This is a genomic window from Enterococcus sp. DIV1314a (genome assembly GCF_051713805.1).
GTDB lineage: Bacteria > Bacillota > Bacilli > Lactobacillales > Enterococcaceae > Enterococcus_I > Enterococcus_I aquimarinus.
Genome location: NZ_JBIOQP010000001.1, coordinates 1,820,179 through 1,838,524 on the forward strand (window position 1 = coordinate 1,820,179; position 18,346 = coordinate 1,838,524).

General features: G+C 41.5%; 8 protein-coding genes, 15 tRNA genes and 3 rRNA genes. 24 read left to right on the forward strand and 2 right to left on the reverse strand.

Going from position 1 to position 18,346, the window contains the following annotated elements:
- Positions 1–91: 91 nt before the first annotated feature.
- The 20 genes from gndA (at position 92) to IGI68_RS08685 (ending at position 11,275) form a co-directional block, all read left to right on the forward strand.
- Positions 92–1,510, forward strand: a complete 1,419-nt coding sequence (gene gndA / locus IGI68_RS08590) for an NADP-dependent phosphogluconate dehydrogenase (protein ID WP_438732251.1) — start codon at positions 92–94, stop codon at positions 1,508–1,510.
- A gap of 129 nt (positions 1,511–1,639) precedes the next feature.
- Entirely contained in the window at positions 1,640–2,326 is a 687-nt protein-coding gene (locus IGI68_RS08595; RefSeq protein ID WP_438732253.1) for a response regulator transcription factor, read from the forward strand.
- A complete protein-coding gene (locus tag IGI68_RS08600) occupies positions 2,323–3,816 on the forward strand; it encodes a HAMP domain-containing sensor histidine kinase (protein WP_438732255.1) in 1,494 nt (497 codons plus the stop codon). The genes IGI68_RS08595 and IGI68_RS08600 overlap by 4 nt, the downstream gene beginning before the upstream one ends.
- 599 nt (positions 3,817–4,415) lie before the next feature.
- Positions 4,416–5,973, forward strand: a 16S ribosomal RNA gene (locus IGI68_RS08605).
- A gap of 126 nt (positions 5,974–6,099) precedes the next feature.
- Positions 6,100–6,172: transfer RNA gene (locus IGI68_RS08610), tRNA-Ala, on the forward strand.
- Positions 6,173–6,357: 185 nt separating this feature from the next.
- A 23S ribosomal RNA gene (locus IGI68_RS08615) occupies positions 6,358–9,272 on the forward strand.
- Between the two features lie 87 nt (positions 9,273–9,359).
- Positions 9,360–9,475, forward strand: a 5S ribosomal RNA gene (gene rrf / locus IGI68_RS08620).
- The 16S, 23S and 5S rRNA genes sit together here with 13 tRNA genes alongside, the layout of an rRNA operon.
- A 51-nt stretch (positions 9,476–9,526) precedes the next feature.
- A tRNA-Asn gene (locus tag IGI68_RS08625) sits at positions 9,527–9,600 on the forward strand.
- Between the two features lie 47 nt (positions 9,601–9,647).
- Positions 9,648–9,736 (forward strand) — tRNA-Ser (locus IGI68_RS08630).
- 10 nt (positions 9,737–9,746) lie between these two features.
- A tRNA-Glu gene (locus IGI68_RS08635) sits at positions 9,747–9,818 on the forward strand.
- 15 nt (positions 9,819–9,833) lie between these two features.
- Positions 9,834–9,906, forward strand: a tRNA-Val gene (locus tag IGI68_RS08640).
- 2 nt (positions 9,907–9,908) lie between these two features.
- Positions 9,909–9,982 (forward strand) — tRNA-Asp (locus IGI68_RS08645).
- A gap of 41 nt (positions 9,983–10,023) precedes the next feature.
- Positions 10,024–10,096, forward strand: a tRNA-Phe gene (locus IGI68_RS08650).
- 4 nt (positions 10,097–10,100) lie between these two features.
- Positions 10,101–10,181 (forward strand) — tRNA-Tyr (locus IGI68_RS08655).
- A gap of 18 nt (positions 10,182–10,199) precedes the next feature.
- A tRNA-Trp gene (locus IGI68_RS08660) sits at positions 10,200–10,273 on the forward strand.
- Positions 10,274–10,275: 2 nt separating this feature from the next.
- Positions 10,276–10,348: transfer RNA gene (locus IGI68_RS08665), tRNA-His, on the forward strand.
- Positions 10,349–10,357: 9 nt separating this feature from the next.
- Positions 10,358–10,429: transfer RNA gene (locus IGI68_RS08670), tRNA-Gln, on the forward strand.
- A 19-nt stretch (positions 10,430–10,448) separates the two neighbouring features.
- A tRNA-Cys gene (locus IGI68_RS08675) sits at positions 10,449–10,519 on the forward strand.
- A 13-nt stretch (positions 10,520–10,532) separates the two neighbouring features.
- Positions 10,533–10,616, forward strand: a tRNA-Leu gene (locus tag IGI68_RS08680).
- Between the two features lie 158 nt (positions 10,617–10,774).
- On the forward strand, positions 10,775–11,275 hold the full coding sequence (locus IGI68_RS08685) for a hypothetical protein (protein WP_438732257.1): 501 nt from the start codon (positions 10,775–10,777) through the stop codon (positions 11,273–11,275).
- 257 nt (positions 11,276–11,532) lie between these two features.
- Here the strand turns inward: IGI68_RS08685 and IGI68_RS08690 are convergent, their stop codons facing one another.
- On the reverse strand, positions 11,533–11,874 hold the full coding sequence (locus tag IGI68_RS08690) for a metal-sulfur cluster assembly factor (RefSeq protein ID WP_438732259.1): 342 nt from the start codon (positions 11,872–11,874) through the stop codon (positions 11,533–11,535).
- Between the two features lie 214 nt (positions 11,875–12,088).
- On the opposite strand from IGI68_RS08690, the gene ilvD reads away from it, so the two are divergent.
- The 4 genes from ilvD (at position 12,089) to IGI68_RS08710 (ending at position 17,039) form a co-directional block, all read left to right on the forward strand.
- Positions 12,089–13,795 (forward strand): dihydroxy-acid dehydratase, encoded by a 1,707-nt coding sequence (gene ilvD / locus IGI68_RS08695; RefSeq protein WP_071875820.1) that lies wholly within the window; start codon positions 12,089–12,091, stop codon positions 13,793–13,795.
- Between the two features lie 279 nt (positions 13,796–14,074).
- A tRNA-His gene (locus IGI68_RS08700) sits at positions 14,075–14,147 on the forward strand.
- Positions 14,148–14,156: 9 nt separating this feature from the next.
- Positions 14,157–14,228 (forward strand) — tRNA-Gln (locus IGI68_RS08705).
- A gap of 810 nt (positions 14,229–15,038) precedes the next feature.
- On the forward strand, positions 15,039–17,039 hold the full coding sequence (locus tag IGI68_RS08710; protein WP_438732261.1) for a KUP/HAK/KT family potassium transporter: 2,001 nt from the start codon (positions 15,039–15,041) through the stop codon (positions 17,037–17,039).
- 46 nt (positions 17,040–17,085) lie between these two features.
- Here the strand turns inward: IGI68_RS08710 and IGI68_RS08715 are convergent, their stop codons facing one another.
- Positions 17,086–18,237, reverse strand: a complete 1,152-nt coding sequence (locus IGI68_RS08715; protein ID WP_438732263.1) for a hydroxymethylglutaryl-CoA synthase — start codon at positions 18,235–18,237, stop codon at positions 17,086–17,088.
- Positions 18,238–18,346 lie beyond the last annotated feature (109 nt).

Here is an 18,346-nt window from a genome sequence, read left to right on the forward strand (position 1 = left end):
ATATTTCAAGACAATTGTTTTATTAGCGATGAATTTGAGCTATAATAATGAAGAATCACAATTTACTATCGATTGAGTAGGGGGAAATGAAATGACGAAACAACAAATTGGTGTAGTCGGTATGGCGGTTATGGGAAAAAACTTAGCCTTAAATATTGAAAGCCGCGGTTACTCTGTTGCGTTATATAATCGTACAGGATCTAAGACCGAAGAAGTACTTGCTGAAAATCCAGATAAAAATTTATTAGGGACTTATTCAGTCGAAGAATTCATTCAATCCATTGAGCGGCCACGTCGAATTGTCATGATGGTTCAAGCCGGTCATGGAACAGATGCAACGATTCAATCATTATTACCACATTTAGATCAAGGTGATATTTTAATTGATGGTGGAAATACTTTCTTTGAAGATACAATTCGCCGCAGTAAAGAACTCGCAGATTCCGGAATTAATTTCATCGGTACGGGTGTTTCAGGTGGCGAAGAGGGCGCATTAAAAGGCCCATCTATTATGCCGGGCGGACAAAAAGAAGCATATGAATTAGTGGCGCCGATTTTAGAACAAATTTCTGCAAAAGCGGAAGATGGTACCCCTTGTGTTGTTTACATCGGTCCTGATGGCGCAGGTCATTACGTTAAAATGGTTCATAATGGAATTGAATATGGCGATATGCAGTTAATTGCTGAGTCTTATGATTTAATGCAAAATATTTTAGGTTTATCTGTTGACGAAATGGCCGAAACTTTTTCTGAATGGAACAAGGGTGAATTGGATAGCTTCTTGATTGAGATTACAGCGGACATTTTGACACGTAAAGATGACCTAGGAACGGGTCAACCAATTGTCGATGTCATTTTAGATGCAGCCGGCAACAAAGGAACTGGAAAATGGACAAGTCAAAGTGCGTTAGATTTAGGTGTGCCACTTCCATTAATTACAGAATCTGTTTTTGCACGTTACATTTCTGCTTATAAAGAAGAACGTGTTGCAGCAAGTGAGATTTTATCAAAACCGAACTTTGAATATACAGGTGATAAAGCAGAATTAGTTGAGAAAATTCGTCAAGCGTTATATTTCAGTAAAATTATGAGTTATGCTCAAGGGTTCGCTCAATTAAGAACAGCTTCAAAAGAATATGATTGGAATCTACCATTTGGTGAAATTGCAAAAATCTGGCGTGAAGGATGTATTATCCGTGCCCGTTTCTTACAAAAAATTACCGATGCTTACGAGCGTGAAGAAGATTTAGCGAACTTATTACTCGATGATTACTTCAAAGAAATTACCGAGAAATATCAACAATCCGTTCGTGATGTTGTGTCATTAGCAGTACAAGCAGGTGTTCCTGTACCGACATTCTCATCAGCAATTGCCTATTTTGATTCCTATCGTTCAAAACGTTTGCCAGCTAATTTAATCCAAGCTCAACGCGATTACTTTGGTGCGCATACTTATGAACGGACTGATCGTGAAGGTATTTTCCACTATTCATGGTACGATGAAAAATAAAACAATGTGAATTTTAAAAAGAGAGACGTAAAGCCTTACGAGGTTTATACGAATCTCTTTTTAAATTTGTTCTTCCATGTTAATATTAGGAATGACATAGAAGTAAAAAGAGGAAGAGGATGGGTCGATATGGGGAATATACTGATTATTGAAGATGAAAAGAACCTAGCTCGTTTTGTTGAGTTAGAATTAAAACACGAAGGCTATGTTACAGAAGTTCATTATAATGGTCGCACAGGCTTGGATGCTGCACTAAGCAAAGAATGGGATGCGATTTTACTTGATTTAATGTTGCCAGAATTAAATGGGCTAGAAGTTTGTCGCCGTGTTCGTCAAACGAAAAACACACCGATTATTATGATGACTGCGAGAGATTCAGTCATTGATCGCGTGTCAGGACTTGATCATGGTGCTGACGATTATATCGTTAAACCATTTGCAATTGAAGAATTATTAGCACGTTTACGGGCATTACTGCGTCGGATTGATATTGAAGGCGATAAAAATGTTGTCAAACAAACGACCTTAACTTACCGTGATTTAACGATCGAAAAAGAAAATCGAGTGGTGCGCCGTGGGTCAGAGATGATTGAATTAACGAAGCGTGAATATGAGTTATTACTGACCTTGATGGAAAACATCAATGTTGTCTTAGCACGCGATGTCTTATTAAATAAAGTATGGGGTTATGAAACTGAAGTCGAAACCAATGTTGTCGATGTATATATCCGTTACTTACGTAATAAAATTGATGTAGCTGGCGATGAGAGCTACATTCAAACTGTTCGAGGTACCGGGTATGTGATGCGCTCATGAGTCCCTTGAAAAATAAGAACCGCTGGAAAGAACTGAAGAGCCCATCTTTAACAATAAAATGGGCTTTTGCGAGTTCTTTCTTTATATTTGTGGTTTTTACCATTTTTGCAGTCATTACGTATAAATCATCGATTAATTTGTATGTTGCCAAGGAAAGAAGAAGGATTGAACAAGTTACCTATCAAATCACTTCCCGCTTAGCCAATGAAAATAGTGCGTTAAATCAAACATCTTCACATCAAGCACTTGCCATCAGCCAAGATAGCGAACTCGTGTATATCGACGGCATCAAAGTTGTCATTGATCCCTTTATTTCTGATTTGGGAAATCCTGATTTAAACTTATTTGTTTATAACCCATTAGGGGAATTAGTGATGATGACTGGCAATAAAAATATCGATTTAGCACAACATACTGTTAAAGAAGCAACGATTGAAACAATTGGCGGTAAACCAGGATTTTTATTAGTGCAACCTGTCTACTCTAAAGAAACGCGTGAGTTAATTGGCTATGCTCAGACCTTTTACGAATTAACCAATTTTTATGAAATTCGGAATCGTTTAATCTCGATACTAATTATTTTGGAAATTGTTTCCTTGATTCTAAGTAGCATTTTAGGCTATTTACTCTCTGCCTATTTTTTAAAACCGATTAAACTATTACGCGATACGATGGAGAAAATCCGTAAAGACCCTCAATCAGACATTCATATGCGGAAACTAGAGACAAATGATGAATTAGCCGATTTGGCTGATATTTTTAATGAGATGCTAGATCGCATGCGTTCTTATACTGAACTACAAGAACAATTCGTGGAAGATGTATCGCATGAATTGCGTACACCGGTCGCTGTGATCGAAGGTCATTTAAGTATGCTTAACCGTTGGGGGAAAGATGATCCGGAAATTTTAGCGGAATCCTTAGAAGCTAGCATGCAAGAAATCAAAAGAATGAAAATACTTGTGCAAGAAATGCTTGATCTTTCTCGAGCTGAACAAGTGAATATTCATTATAGTAATGAGCGCACCAATGCGAAAGAAGTCGTTCACCAAATTGTCAATAATTTCCGAATGATTTATCCTGAATTTGTCTTTACGCTAGATGATGATTTATATAGTGAGAAAATCTTAAAAATCTATCGTAATCATTTTGAACAAATTTTAATTATCGTCATGGACAACGCAGTCAAGTACTCAACCGATCGTAAAGAAGTCCATATTTCAATTTCAACGAATTTAAAAGAATTAGAAATTGCGATTCAAGACTTCGGTGAAGGAATCCCACCAGAAGATGTTTCGCGGATTTTTCATCGTTTTTACCGAGTCGATAAAGCACGTGCACGAACGAAAGGCGGCAATGGATTAGGGTTATCGATTGCGAGTAAGTTAATTGATAGTTACAAAGGACGGATTTTTGCGGAGAGTAGCTTAGGAAAAGGAACGATTTTCAGAATATTTATTCCCATTCAAAATACGGACGAAAAAGAGTAGACGAACATTTAAAGTCAAGATAGACAAATAATATAGAAAAACAAGCTAAAATCGAACGAACTGAAGTGGAAGTTAATGAAACATTCACTTCAGTTTTTTTATTTTAAAATAGTCGAACAAATAGTTGATTTTTTGATGAATAATTGTTATATTAATTATTGTTCGAAAGCGATAAAAACGTTAAATAAATAAAGTTTTTAAAAATAGTTGACGAGACGAAAAAAGAATGATAATATAACAAAGTCGAACTTGAGCAAAGCGCCAATAACGCTTGATAAATCAAGTAAAAATGTTTTAAAAAAACATTGACAAATAACATAGCACTTTGTTATGATATAGAAGTTGTGAAGAGCGGATTTAAAAGTATATGAAATAAAAACTTTTAAATTATTTTATAAAAAGTGTTGACATTAAGAGATGAAGATGCTAATATATAAGAGTTGCTAAAACAACAAAACGTAGACCTTTGAAAACTGAACAAAGCAAGCAAAACGAACCAAAAGTGTAGGACGCTTCTATTCGATAGAAGTGAACATTACAAGCAAGCAATTTAGCTAGCAAAATTTTTGAGCTTAACAATCGAAAGATTGTTTCAACTTTTTAATGAGAGTTTGATCCTGGCTCAGGACGAACGCTGGCGGCGTGCCTAATACATGCAAGTCGAACGCTTCTTTTTCATCGAACTTCGGTTCACCGAAAAAGAAGAGTGGCGAACGGGTGAGTAACACGTGGGTAACCTACCCATCAGCGGGGGATAACACTTGGAAACAGGTGCTAATACCGCATAATCTTTTTCTCCGCCTGGAGAGAAAGTGAAAGGCGCTTTTGCGTCACTGATGGATGGACCCGCGCTGCATTAGCTAGTTGGTGAGGTAACGGCTCACCAAGGCCACGATGCATAGCCGACCTGAGAGGGTGATCGGCCACACTGGGACTGAGACACGGCCCAGACTCCTACGGGAGGCAGCAGTAGGGAATCTTCGGCAATGGACGAAAGTCTGACCGAGCAACGCCGCGTGAGTGAAGAAGGTTTTCGGATCGTAAAACTCTGTTGTTAGAGAAGAATAAGGATGAGAGTAAAAAGTTCATCCCTTGACGGTATCTAACCAGAAAGCCACGGCTAACTACGTGCCAGCAGCCGCGGTAATACGTAGGTGGCAAGCGTTGTCCGGATTTATTGGGCGTAAAGCGAGCGCAGGCGGTTTCTTAAGTCTGATGTGAAAGCCCCCGGCTTAACCGGGGAGGGTCATTGGAAACTGAGGAACTTGAGTGCAGAAGAGGAGAGTGGAATTCCATGTGTAGCGGTGAAATGCGTAGATATATGGAGGAACACCAGTGGCGAAGGCGACTCTCTGGTCTGTAACTGACGCTGAGGCTCGAAAGCGTGGGGAGCAAACAGGATTAGATACCCTGGTAGTCCACGCCGTAAACGATGAGTGCTAAGTGTTGGAGGGTTTCCGCCCTTCAGTGCTGCAGCTAACGCATTAAGCACTCCGCCTGGGGAGTACGGTCGCAAGACTGAAACTCAAAGGAATTGACGGGGGCCCGCACAAGCGGTGGAGCATGTGGTTTAATTCGAAGCAACGCGAAGAACCTTACCAGGTCTTGACATCCTTTGACCACTCTAGAGATAGAGCTTTCCCTTCGGGGACAAAGTGACAGGTGGTGCATGGTTGTCGTCAGCTCGTGTCGTGAGATGTTGGGTTAAGTCCCGCAACGAGCGCAACCCTTATTGTTAGTTGCCATCATTTAGTTGGGCACTCTAGCGAGACTGCCGGTGACAAACCGGAGGAAGGTGGGGATGACGTCAAATCATCATGCCCCTTATGACCTGGGCTACACACGTGCTACAATGGGAGGTACAACGAGTCGCCAAGCCGCGAGGCTGAGCTAATCTCTTAAAACCTCTCTCAGTTCGGATTGTAGGCTGCAACTCGCCTACATGAAGCCGGAATCGCTAGTAATCGCGGATCAGCATGCCGCGGTGAATACGTTCCCGGGCCTTGTACACACCGCCCGTCACACCACGAAAGTTTGTAACACCCGAAGTCGATGAGGTAACCTTTTTGGAGCCAGTCGCCTAAGGTGGGATAGATGATTGGGGTGAAGTCGTAACAAGGTAGCCGTATCGGAAGGTGCGGCTGGATCACCTCCTTTCTAAGGAATTTGTTTGACGCAATGATGTTTCATCATTTGCCAATCAAACATCACGGAAACTACACATCGTTTGCTCTTTGTTCAGTTTTGAGAGGTCTACTCTCAATTTAATAATTAACTTGCTCTGGGGCCTTAGCTCAGCTGGGAGAGCGCCTGCCTTGCACGCAGGAGGTCAGCGGTTCGATCCCGCTAGGCTCCATTTCTAACAAAATGATTGTTAGAATTTGCTCATTGAAAACTGGATATTGAAGAAAAGAAATATAACAAACCAAGAACATTGTGTTGGATGATTGTTACATGATTCCAATTACTTTATTTATTTTATCTTTGATTGCGTTTCTATCGCTAGAAACAACGTCAAAAACCCAACCGCAAGGTTGAGAAGGTTAAGTGAATAAGGGCGCATGGTGGATGCCTTGGCACTAGAAGCCGATGAAGGACGGGACGAACACCGATATGCTTTGGGGAGCTGTACGTAAGCTTTGATCCAGAGATTTCCGAATGGGGAAACCCAACATCTTTTATAGGATGTTACTTTTCAGTGAATACATAGCTGATTAGAGGTAGACGCAGAGAACTGAAACATCTAAGTACCTGCAGGAAGAGAAAGAAAATTCGATTCCCTTAGTAGCGGCGAGCGAAACGGGAACAGCCCAAACCAACAAGCTTGCTTGTTGGGGTTGTAGGACTCCGATATGGTAGTTTTTTCAGATAGTCGAAGGATTTGGAAAAGTCCGTCAAAGAGGGTAAAAACCCCGTAGACGAAATTTGAAAAGCACCTAGGAGGATCCTGAGTACGGCGGAACACGAGGAATTCCGTCGGAATCCGGGAGGACCATCTCCCAAGGCTAAATACTCTCTAGTGACCGATAGTGAACCAGTACCGTGAGGGAAAGGTGAAAAGCACCCCGGAAGGGGAGTGAAATAGATCCTGAAACCATGTGCCTACAACAAGTTAGAGCCCGTTAATGGGTGATAGCGTGCCTTTTGTAGAATGAACCGGCGAGTTACGATTATCTGCGAGGTTAAGTCGAAGAGACGGAGCCGTAGCGAAAGCGAGTCTGAATAGGGCGAATGAGTAGGTGGTCGTAGACCCGAAACCAAGTGATCTACCCATGTCCAGGTTGAAGGTGCGGTAAAACGCACTGGAGGACCGAACCCACGTATGTTGAAAAATGCGGGGATGAGGTGTGGGTAGCGGAGAAATTCCAAACGAACTTGGAGATAGCTGGTTCTCTCCGAAATAGCTTTAGGGCTAGCGTCAGATTTTAAGAATGATGGAGGTAGAGCACTGTTTGGACTAGGGGCCCGTCTAGGGTTACCGAATTCAGATAAACTCCGAATGCCATACATTTATATCTGGCAGTCAGACTGTGAGTGATAAGATCCATAGTCGAAAGGGAAACAGCCCAGACCACCAGCTAAGGTCCCAAAATATATGTTAAGTGGAAAAGGATGTGGGGTTGCACAGACAACTAGGATGTTGGCTCAGAAGCAGCCATCATTTAAAGAGTGCGTAATAGCTCACTAGTCGAGTGACCCTGCGCCGAAAATTTACCGGGGCTAAACATATTACCGAAGCTGTGGAGTGTACGTATGTACACTGGTAGGAGAGCGTTCTAAGGGCGTCGAAGGTAGACCGTGAGGACTGCTGGAGCGCTTAGAAGTGAGAATGCCGGTATGAGTAGCGAAAGACAGGTGAGAATCCTGTCCACCGTATGACTAAGGTTTCCTGGGGAAGGCTCGTCCGCCCAGGGTTAGTCGGGACCTAAGCCGAGGCCGATAGGCGTAGGCGATGGACAACAGGTTGATATTCCTGTACCCGTTGTTTTTGTTTGAGCGATGGAGGGACGCAGTAGGCTAAGAAATGCAGACGATTGGAAATGTCTGTCCAAGCAATAAGTCCGAGTGAGAGTCAAATGCTTTCATTCATTAAGGACAAGTTGTGATGGGGAGGGAAATTTAAGTACCGAAGTTTCTGATGTCACACTGCCGAGAAAAGCTTCTAGTTAGAAAACAACGGCCCGTACCGTAAACCGACACAGGTAGTCGAGGAGAGTATCCTAAGGTGTGCGAGAGAACTCTCGTTAAGGAACTCGGCAAAATGACCCCGTAACTTCGGGAGAAGGGGTGCTGTTCGCAAGAACAGCCGCAGTGAATAGGCCCAAGCGACTGTTTATCAAAAACACAGGTCTCTGCAAAATCGAAAGATGAAGTATAGGGGCTGACGCCTGCCCGGTGCTGGAAGGTTAAGAGGAGTGCTTAGCGCAAGCGAAGGTACGAATTGAAGCCCCAGTAAACGGCGGCCGTAACTATAACGGTCCTAAGGTAGCGAAATTCCTTGTCGGGTAAGTTCCGACCCGCACGAAAGGCGTAACGATTTGGGCACTGTCTCAACGAGAGACTCGGTGAAATTTTAGTACCTGTGAAGATGCAGGTTACCCGCGACAGGACGGAAAGACCCCATGGAGCTTTACTGTAATTTGATATTGAGTGTCTGTACCGCATGTACAGGATAGGTAGGAGCCGTAGAGATCGGGACGCTAGTTTCGATGGAGGCAATGGTGGGATACTACCCTTGCGTTATGGCCACTCTAACCCGCATCACTAATCGTGATGGGAGACAGTGTCAGATGGGCAGTTTGACTGGGGCGGTCGCCTCCTAAAAGGTAACGGAGGCGCCCAAAGGTTCCCTCAGAATGGTTGGAAATCATTCGTAGAGTGCAAAGGCAAAAGGGAGCTTGACTGCGAGAGCTACAACTCGAGCAGGGACGAAAGTCGGGCTTAGTGATCCGGTGGTTCCGCATGGAAGGGCCATCGCTCAACGGATAAAAGCTACCCTGGGGATAACAGGCTTATCTCCCCCAAGAGTCCACATCGACGGGGAGGTTTGGCACCTCGATGTCGGCTCGTCGCATCCTGGGGCTGTAGTCGGTCCCAAGGGTTGGGCTGTTCGCCCATTAAAGCGGCACGCGAGCTGGGTTCAGAACGTCGTGAGACAGTTCGGTCCCTATCCGTCGCGGGCGTTGGAAATTTGAGAGGAGCTGTCCTTAGTACGAGAGGACCGGGATGGACTTACCGCTGGTGTACCAGTTGTCTCGCCAGAGGCATCGCTGGGTAGCTATGTAGGGAAGGGATAAACGCTGAAAGCATCTAAGTGTGAAGCCCACCTCAAGATGAGATTTCCCATTTCTTTAAGAAAGTAAGATCCCTGAGAGATGATCAGGTAGATAGGTCAGGAGTGGAAGTGCAGCGATGTACGGAGCGGACTGATACTAATCGATCGAGGACTTAACCAAAATGGTAAAATAAAAACTTGGTACGGTACAATGATTTTCTTCAAATCCAGTTTTGAGTGAGCAACACTTACTCAAATAATCAAATAGTGTGGTGGCGATAGCAAGAAGGATACACCTGTACCCATGCCGAACACAGAAGTTAAGCTTCTTAGCGCCGATTGTAGTGAAGGGTTTCCCTTTGTGAGAGCAGGACGTCGCCACGCAAATTTCATTTTCAATTTATTGAAAGTGAAATGATAAAAAGTAACACTTATTCCGGCATAGCTCAGTTGGTAGTAGCGCATGACTGTTAATCATGATGTCGTAGGTTCGAGTCCTACTGCCGGAGTTCTCGATAAGAGAAAAAAAGAAGAGTAAAATTGCTTCTTTAAGCCTGGAGAGTTGTCCGAGTGGCCGAAGGAGCATGATTGGAAATCATGTAGATGGTTTACACTGTCTCAAGGGTTCGAATCCCTTACTCTCCGTACCTTAAATGGTCCGTTGGTCAAGCGGTTAAGACACCGCCCTTTCACGGCGGTAACACGGGTTCGATTCCCGTACGGATCATTGTTTTATTATAATGGGGGTTTAGCTCAGCTGGGAGAGCATCTGCCTTACAAGCAGAGGGTCAGCGGTTCGATCCCGTTAACCCCCATTGGTTTGGTAGTTCAGCTGGTTAGAATGCCTGCCTGTCACGCAGGAGGTCGCGGGTTCGAGTCCCGTCCAGACCGTTTTATTATAATTAAATAATAAATAATGAATACTTTGTATTGGCTCGGTAGCTCAGTTGGTAGAGCAATGGATTGAAGCTCCATGTGTCGGCGGTTCGATTCCGTCTCGCGCCATTATGGAGGAGTAGCGAAGTGGCTAAACGCGACGGACTGTAAATCCGTTCCTTCGGGTTCAGTGGTTCGAATCCACTCTCCTCCATTTTTTAAAATTTAATATAGGGACATAGTTTAAAGGTAGAACAGCGGTCTCCAAAACCGCTAGTGTGGGTTCAATTCCTACTGTCCCTGCCATGGCGATTGTGGCGAAGGGGTTAACGCACCGGATTGTGGTTCCGGCATTCGTGGGTTCGAAACCCATCAGTCGCCTTTTTTTTTTGGGGTATAGCCAAGCGGTAAGGCAAGGGACTTTGACTCCCTCACGCGTTGGTTCGAATCCAGCTACCCCAGTTTTAACATTGTATATAATGGCGGTATAGCCAAGTGGTAAGGCAGAGGTCTGCAAAACCTTCATCACCGGTTCAAATCCGGTTACCGCCTTTCAATACTATTTGCCGGTGTGGCGGAATTGGCAGACGCGCTGGACTCAAAATCCTGTGATCGCAAGATCGTGCCGGTTCGACCCCGGCCATCGGTATAAAAATAGCATCAACGTAAAATATACGTTGATGCTATTTTTTTGTCTTGGTTTTTGGAGAATTTATCAATGTCTGTTTCAACACGAGCAGTGGACTATATATAAGCTTTTATATTATGATCTACTTAATTTCTTTTATCAGTTGGGAGAAAAAACGGATGAGTAAATTAGTTATTATAAGAGGAAATTCAGCTAGTGGAAAGACTATTACAGCGAAAGCAATTCAAAATTACTACCCCAGAGGAACCGTAATGAGGATTTCTCAAGATGAAATTCGGTTAGGTATTTTAAATGTCAAAGATAGAGTAGACAATCCAACAGCTGGACTAATCCAACAGATCGCTGAATTTGGTAAAGAGAAATTTGAAATAATTGTTATTGAGGGTATTTTAGGTTCTCATATTTACAAGGAAATGTTCATCTCTTTATATGAGACTTTTCAAGGAGAAGTTCATACGTACTACTATGATATCTCATTTGAAGAAACCCTTACTCGTCATAATCAAAGAGACTTGTCTAAAGTTTTTGGGGCTGAAAGAATGAAGAGTTGGTGGTTAGAAAAGGATATGTTAGGTTTTCCGAATGAGACTATATTTACAGCAAAACAAACTCAAGATGACGTAGTTGAAATGATTATCAAAGATATTAATCTAACATAACAGTAGCCACTAGATTTTGTTTGGTAAATGGGTAGCTTACCAAGAACGATTCTTAAAAAGCGTTGATTCGAGAAGTCCAATCAGAATTTATCGAGTCATGATCATAAGACAGCTGACCACATAACACAATGCTTAAAAACGAAATTAGAAACTTTATAAAGTCAGGACGAAATAGAGGTATGTTTGCTGATTTTTCAATTTCATCAACATAAAAAACGAATGACCATCATTGGTTCATCCGTTTTTTATGTTAACTCTTAGTTTGGATTCACTCCTAAAGCAATGCGACCATAATGGCTAATGCGAGTCATTTTCCATGCGGGAGACCAGACAATTTGCACATCAACGGATTGAATTTCCTCAATTGTTAGTAAAGCTGTTTTAATGTCTGAAGGAATCGACTCCACACAATCACAACCAATTCCTGTGAGGGTGATAACAATGCGACAATGGCCTTTTTCATCTAAATCAATTTCATAAATAAAGCCTAAATTATAAATATCTAAACCAATCTCATGATCTGAAACCGTTTGGAGTTTTTCGATTAATTGCTCACTCAGTATTGCAGCTCGCTCATTCAATTTAATGTCATCACGCATATATCTTCTTCCTTTCAATCTTAAAAATGGATACTTGTCTATTTTTCCATACAATTTCTCTTTTAGCAAGCAGAATATTTAATCATTTTTTCATCTTATTACTAGAAAAATCTCATATGTATGTTAGAATAAACAATAAACAATAAACAATAAACAAATGCTAAAAATGAGTGTCTTATCATTGAATCGATAGGGCTGAGGGGAGTATAGTCAATTGACAAATAATGAGAATAAAAAAGATATCAGAATTCGAAGTAACGTATATGATAGTATGGTTAAATCACCTAATCGAGCGATGTTACGCGCAACGGGGATGGGGGATGAGGAGTTCAATCAACCACTTATCGGTGTGATTAGTACGTGGGCAGAAAATACGCCTTGTAACATTCATTTACATGATTTAGGAAAAGTGGCGAAACAAGGAATTATGACGGCAGGCGGCTGGCCGGTTCAATTTGGCACGATTACCGTAGCAGACGGTATTGCGATGGGAACACCAGGAATGCGCTACTCGCTTCCATCACGTGATATTATTGCGGATTCAGTGGAGACCGCGGTTGGTGGTCATAACTGTGATGCTTTTGTGGCGATTGGCGGTTGTGATAAAAATATGCCAGGCTGTATGATTGCGATTGCGAATACTGAAATTCCTGCGATTTTTGTATATGGTGGTACGATTGCGCCAGGGAAATTAGATGGCAAAGATATTGATCTTGTTTCAGTTTTCGAAGCGATTGGGAAATGGAATAACAATGACATGACCGAAGAAGAAGTTCGTCGCATTGAATGTAATGCTTGTCCAGGCCCTGGAGGTTGTGGAGGGATGTATACGGCGAATACAATGGCTTCTGCGATTGAAGCAATGGGAATGAGTCTACCTGGTTCGTCATCGAATCCAGCGACAACTGAAGCGAAATTACGCGATGTTGAAGCAGCAGGCGAGGCTGTTTTAAATTTATTAGAGAAAAAGATTTACCCTAAAGATATTATGACGCGTAAAGCGTTTGAAAATGCGATTACAGTTGTAATGGCCTTAGGCGGTTCAACCAATGCGATTTTACATCTCATGGCGATGGCTCATGCCGCAAATGTGGAATTAACGTTGGATGATTTTAATGAGTTTCAAGAAAAAGTACCACATTTGGCTGATTTAAAACCAAGTGGTCAATATGTCTTCCAAGATTTATATGAGGTCGGCGGTGTATCGGCTGTTATGAAATACCTTTATGAGAATGGCTATATCCATGGTGACTGTTTAACGGTAACAGGAAAAACAGTAGCTGAAAACTTGGCAGAAGTTCCGTCATTAACAGAAGGGCAACAAGTGATTATGCCGTTAGAAAATCCGAAACGAAAAGATGGTCCACTGATTGTGCTTCATGGTAATCTTGCACCAGATGGCGCTGTAGCGAAAGTTTCAGGTGTGAAGGTTCGTCGTCATGAAGGTCCTGCCAAAGTCTTTAATACGGAAGAAGAAGCGATTCAAGCCGTCTTAACCGATGAAATTGTCGATGGGGATGTGGTTGTCGTTCGCTACGTTGGACCAAAAGGTGGACCGGGAATGCCAGAGATGCTGTCTCTTTCAAGTATGATCGTCGGGAAAGGTCAAGGAGAAACAGTGGCATTATTAACAGACGGTCGCTTCTCAGGCGGAACGTATGGGTTAGTAGTCGGACATATTGCACCTGAAGCACAAGATGGTGGCCCGATTGCCCTCTTACAAACAGGCGATACTGTGTTGATTGATCAAGATACGAAAGAATTAACAATGAAAGTTTCAGAAGAAGAATTAGCCAAACGTCAAGAATCATTAGTCATTCCACCGCTTCATTCACGTGGTGCGCTTGGAAAATATGCCCACATCGTTTCAAGTTCCTCTAAAGGAGCAATCACAGATTTTTGGAAAAAAGATGAAAAGTAAATAATAGAAAGATCATTGTCGTTTGGGCTTCCTTAGTAAGAAGCCCAAACGACGATTATTTTTTTAGTAAGATATTTAAATGATGACATCTTTTCTTGGGGAGATTTTGAGATAAAAAAGCATAATATAGAGAAAGAAAGCGATTTAAAAAATAATTATCATTTGTTATTTTAAAAATAAATAAAATGTAAAAAAGGGGTTGTATTTATCTAAAAGTCGTGTATAATAATTAATTGTTGTTAGAGTTAAAGCAATAAAAAAACAACATTTAATGTCATGGCGATTGTGGCGAAGGGGTTAACGCACCGGATTGTGGTTCCGGCATTCGTGGGTTCGAAACCCATCAGTCGCCTTTTTTCTTTGGGGTATAGCCAAGCGGTAAGGCAAGGGACTTTGACTCCCTCACGCGTTGGTTCGAATCCAGCTACCCCAGTTATAACTGTCGAACTCTGATTAAGATATTTTTCTTAGTCAGAGTTTTTTTGTTATTTTTTAGCGGAAAAAATTTAAACTAATCCAAAATCAATCATATGATAGTAGCGTGATGGGACTGATTAGACGGATTGATTTTATCAAGTGAATTCCCCCTTTCTCTGTATTCCGTGTAAGACTACCTAGCAACGTCATATTACTCCTTAGTCAATCAGTGTTGTAGGCAACGTCCTTACTAAAGAATTGAAGTGAATGAGTTCAAATTCTATTTTCTCTTCATACTAACTAAAGAGTGGAGAAAATTTTGGATGAGAGAAAGGCTGAATGGACAGTCGTGGTATTGCTGTTCATTTCTTGGCAAAAGGTTTAGTATAGAGCCATGAAACAGATTGTTTTTGAGCGAATCTAGTAGGACCAAGACCATCAAGAGAATCATTTTTTGTACTAACACGGATGAAAGATTCTTTCAATAGTAAGAAAGATGTAACAATTTAGTGTTGTCCAGATGCAAGATCTGAACAATTGAGGCTTTTTAGGTGATGATTGTCTTGCAGCTAATTTGTTTTCAGCAGGTGAACTCTCCAATTGCGGATAGCTTATCGGGAGTGTTTTGGCAGATTTTCCATCCATTACGAAACCCAATCGAAAGCGAAGTTACGATTATTTTTTTCATGTTGACCCTAATGCTTGAAAAGTGCATAATACATTGCATTCGCCTGAATAGTAGTCTGTCATAGTACCAGATAATTTTAGTCGAAAAGAGCTAAAAATAGTGAATGTGAATCATTAAATTGGAGGATTGGCAAAGGAAATGAATAAAAAGGGGAAAGCATCTGCTGCTGGATTATTAGTGGCGATGGGGGTTGTTTACGGGGACATCGGTACAAGCCCGCTATATGTAATGAAAGCAATTGTCGAAGGGAATGGTGGAATCGGGACGCTTGATAAAAATTTTGTCTTCGGGACCGTTTCGTTAATTTTTTGGACACTGACCTTTCTTACGACAGTCAAATATGTTTTGATTGCGTTAAATGCAGATAATCATGGAGAAGGCGGGATTTTCTCCTTATATACGCTTGTTCGCAAAAATGGAAAGTTTTTAATTATTCCAGCGATGATTGGCGGCGCTGCGTTGCTAGCTGATGGGGTATTAACGCCAGCGGTTACCGTCACGACAGCGGTTGAAGGATTACGAGGGATTCCAGCCTTTTATCAGTTATTCGGAATGGATCAATCGATAATCATTTATATTACGTTAGGAATTTTGTTGTTGCTATTTGGTTTACAACGTTTTGGTACGGATGTTGTTGGGAAAGCTTTTGGACCCGCCATGTTTTGTTGGTTTAGCTTTTTGGGTCTGGTCGGAATTATGAATTTCGGGCAAGATTTATCCGTGATTCGTGCGTTAAACCCGATCTATGCGGTCCGTTTACTTTTTAATCCTGAAAATCGTTTAGGAATTCTGATTTTAGGAAATATTTTCTTAGCAACAACGGGAGCAGAGGCGCTATACTCGGACATGGGCCACGTTGGAAAACGCAATATTCATTTAAGTTGGCCGTATGTCAAAATTTGTTTAATCCTTAATTATTTAGGACAAGCAGCATGGTTGAATCGCGCCATTGACAGCGGGGAATATACAGAAGTTGAAAATTTAAATCCATTTTTTATGATTTTACCTGAATCTTGGCTGATCTTTGGTGTTTTCTTTGCGACAATCGCGGCGATCATTGCTTCTCAAGCGTTACTATCAGGCTCTTTCACACTTGTCTCTGAAGCAATTAAACTTCACTTTTTACCGCGATTGAAGCTCGTTTATCCGGGTACCTCAATTGGACAAGTCTATATTCCAACTGTGAATTTTATTTTATGGATTGCCTGTTCCTTAATTGTGATTACGTTTCGGACGTCCTCACATATGGAAGCGGCATACGGACTATCCATTACGGTTACAATGTTAATGACGACTTTTTTACTTTATTTTTATTTGATTCAATCGAAACGCTCGAAAGTGCTGGCGATAGTCATCACCTCATTTTTTGCCATCATTGAAACGATTTTCTTTATCTCGAGTGCGGCTAAATTTTTCCACGGAGGATTTGTTGCAGTAATCATGGCATTGATGATTCTATTTGTGATGAGTGTTTGGCAATGGGGGAATGTGATTGAAGAAAGAGAATCGGTTGAAGTCGATCTTAAAGATTTTATTCCACAACTACAAGAGTTGCATCTAGACCCAACGGTTCCGATATTTCAAACGAACGCGGTCTTTTTAGTTCCACGGATGGACGGGGATTTAATTGGTAAGCAATTTTTATATTCCATTTTGGATAAGAAACCAAAACGAGCGAAAGTTTATTGGTTCTTGAATGTGGTGGTAACCGATGAGCCCTACACGCAAGAATTTACGGTCGATACGATGGGGACTGATTTTGTCGTGAAAGTCCAATTATTCCTAGGGTTTCGAGTCAGCCAAGAAGTGAATGTTTATTTACGTCAAATTATTCAAGATTTAATGCAAGATGGACGCTTAGAAAAACAACCACAAAGGTATTCAATCATTCCTAATCGTGAAATTGGCGATTTTCAGTTTGTGTTGATTCAAGAATCGTTATCAAATGACAGTGAATTAAGTCACTGGGAACGTCAAGTCATGCAGACGAAGCTATTCATCAAAAAACATACCACATCACCAGAGAATTGGTTTGGTTTAGAGTATAGTGAAATCAAACGTGAGACCGTTCCTTTAGTTATTGGAAAAAAACCACGAATTCCTTTACGTGAGCGAGAGAACTTTCATCCTCATCATTAAACCAAAAAACGACTCTTCCGAATTTCGGAGGAGTCGTTTTTATTGGTTATTCCCGGTATACGCGAATCGTATTTTCAATATGTTGAATACTGAAGGGCGTTAAATCGTCAAAACTTGCCGTAATCGACGTATCGAGATCGTCAGCAAACATGGTTTCATAGTCAGCCATACTTAAAGGTTGACGATTTTCTAATAAGGCTAAATGAGCATCTTTTTCTAAATATGTTTCAAAACCTTCTACTAAAAGGCCACTAAACAATTCACAAACAGCGCCTGAACCGTAGCTGAAAAGACCAATCCGTTGGTTCGCTTGCAGTGAGTTTGAATTTTCAAGTAACGAAATCAAACCAAGGTATAAAGAACCGGTATAAAGATTCCCAACGCGGCGACTATACGTAATGCTCGCTTCATATTGTTCCAGCATGCGCGTTTGTTCGCCTTCCGTTTCATTTTCTAAAATAGCGAGTAAGGCTTTTTTCCCCATTTTAGTATACGGAATATGAAAAGCAAGGGCAGCAAAATCCGTTAAATGACGTTGGTGTTTTTCTTGGTAGCGAGTCCAAACTTTTTGGAATGATTGAACGTACGTCTCATTTGAAAGTGGACCGTCCACCATCGGATATTTATGCCCAACAGGACGCCAAAAATCATAGATATCTTGCGTTAACATCACGGTTTCATTTTCTAACTTCAAGATGCGAGGATTTTGGCTAATTAACATGGCCACGGCTCCTGCTCCTTGTGTTGGTTCGCCACCAGACTGGAGCCCGTATTTGGCAATATCAGTCGCGATGACTAAGACTTTACTGGTAGGATTTGCAGATACATGATTTTTAGCCAGTTGTAATCCGGCAGTTGCGCCGTAACAAGCTTCTTTAATTTCAAACGAGCGAGCAAAAGGTTGCACGCCAAGTAGACGGTGTAAGACTACGGCTGAAGCTTTTGACTCATCAATGCTCGATTCTGTACCCACGATAATCATATCGATTGTCGCTAAGTCTTCAGGAGTTAACATCCTTTTCGCGGCATTGGCGGCAAAAGTGACGATATCTTGTGTTTTTGGATTCACAGCCATTTGTTCTTGCCCAATTCCCAATAAGAATTTATTTGGGTCCACGTTCCGAGCAAAGGCAAGCTCGGTCATATCCACATAATAGGGCGGAACATAAAAGTTTATTTTATCAATACCAACGTTCATATAGTATTACTCTCCTTTAGATTTCTATCTTATACAATTTACCACATTTTCCACAATATTTGAAAAGAAAAAGAAAGAAATTAAAGTTTATTAAAAAAGCAACCAAACT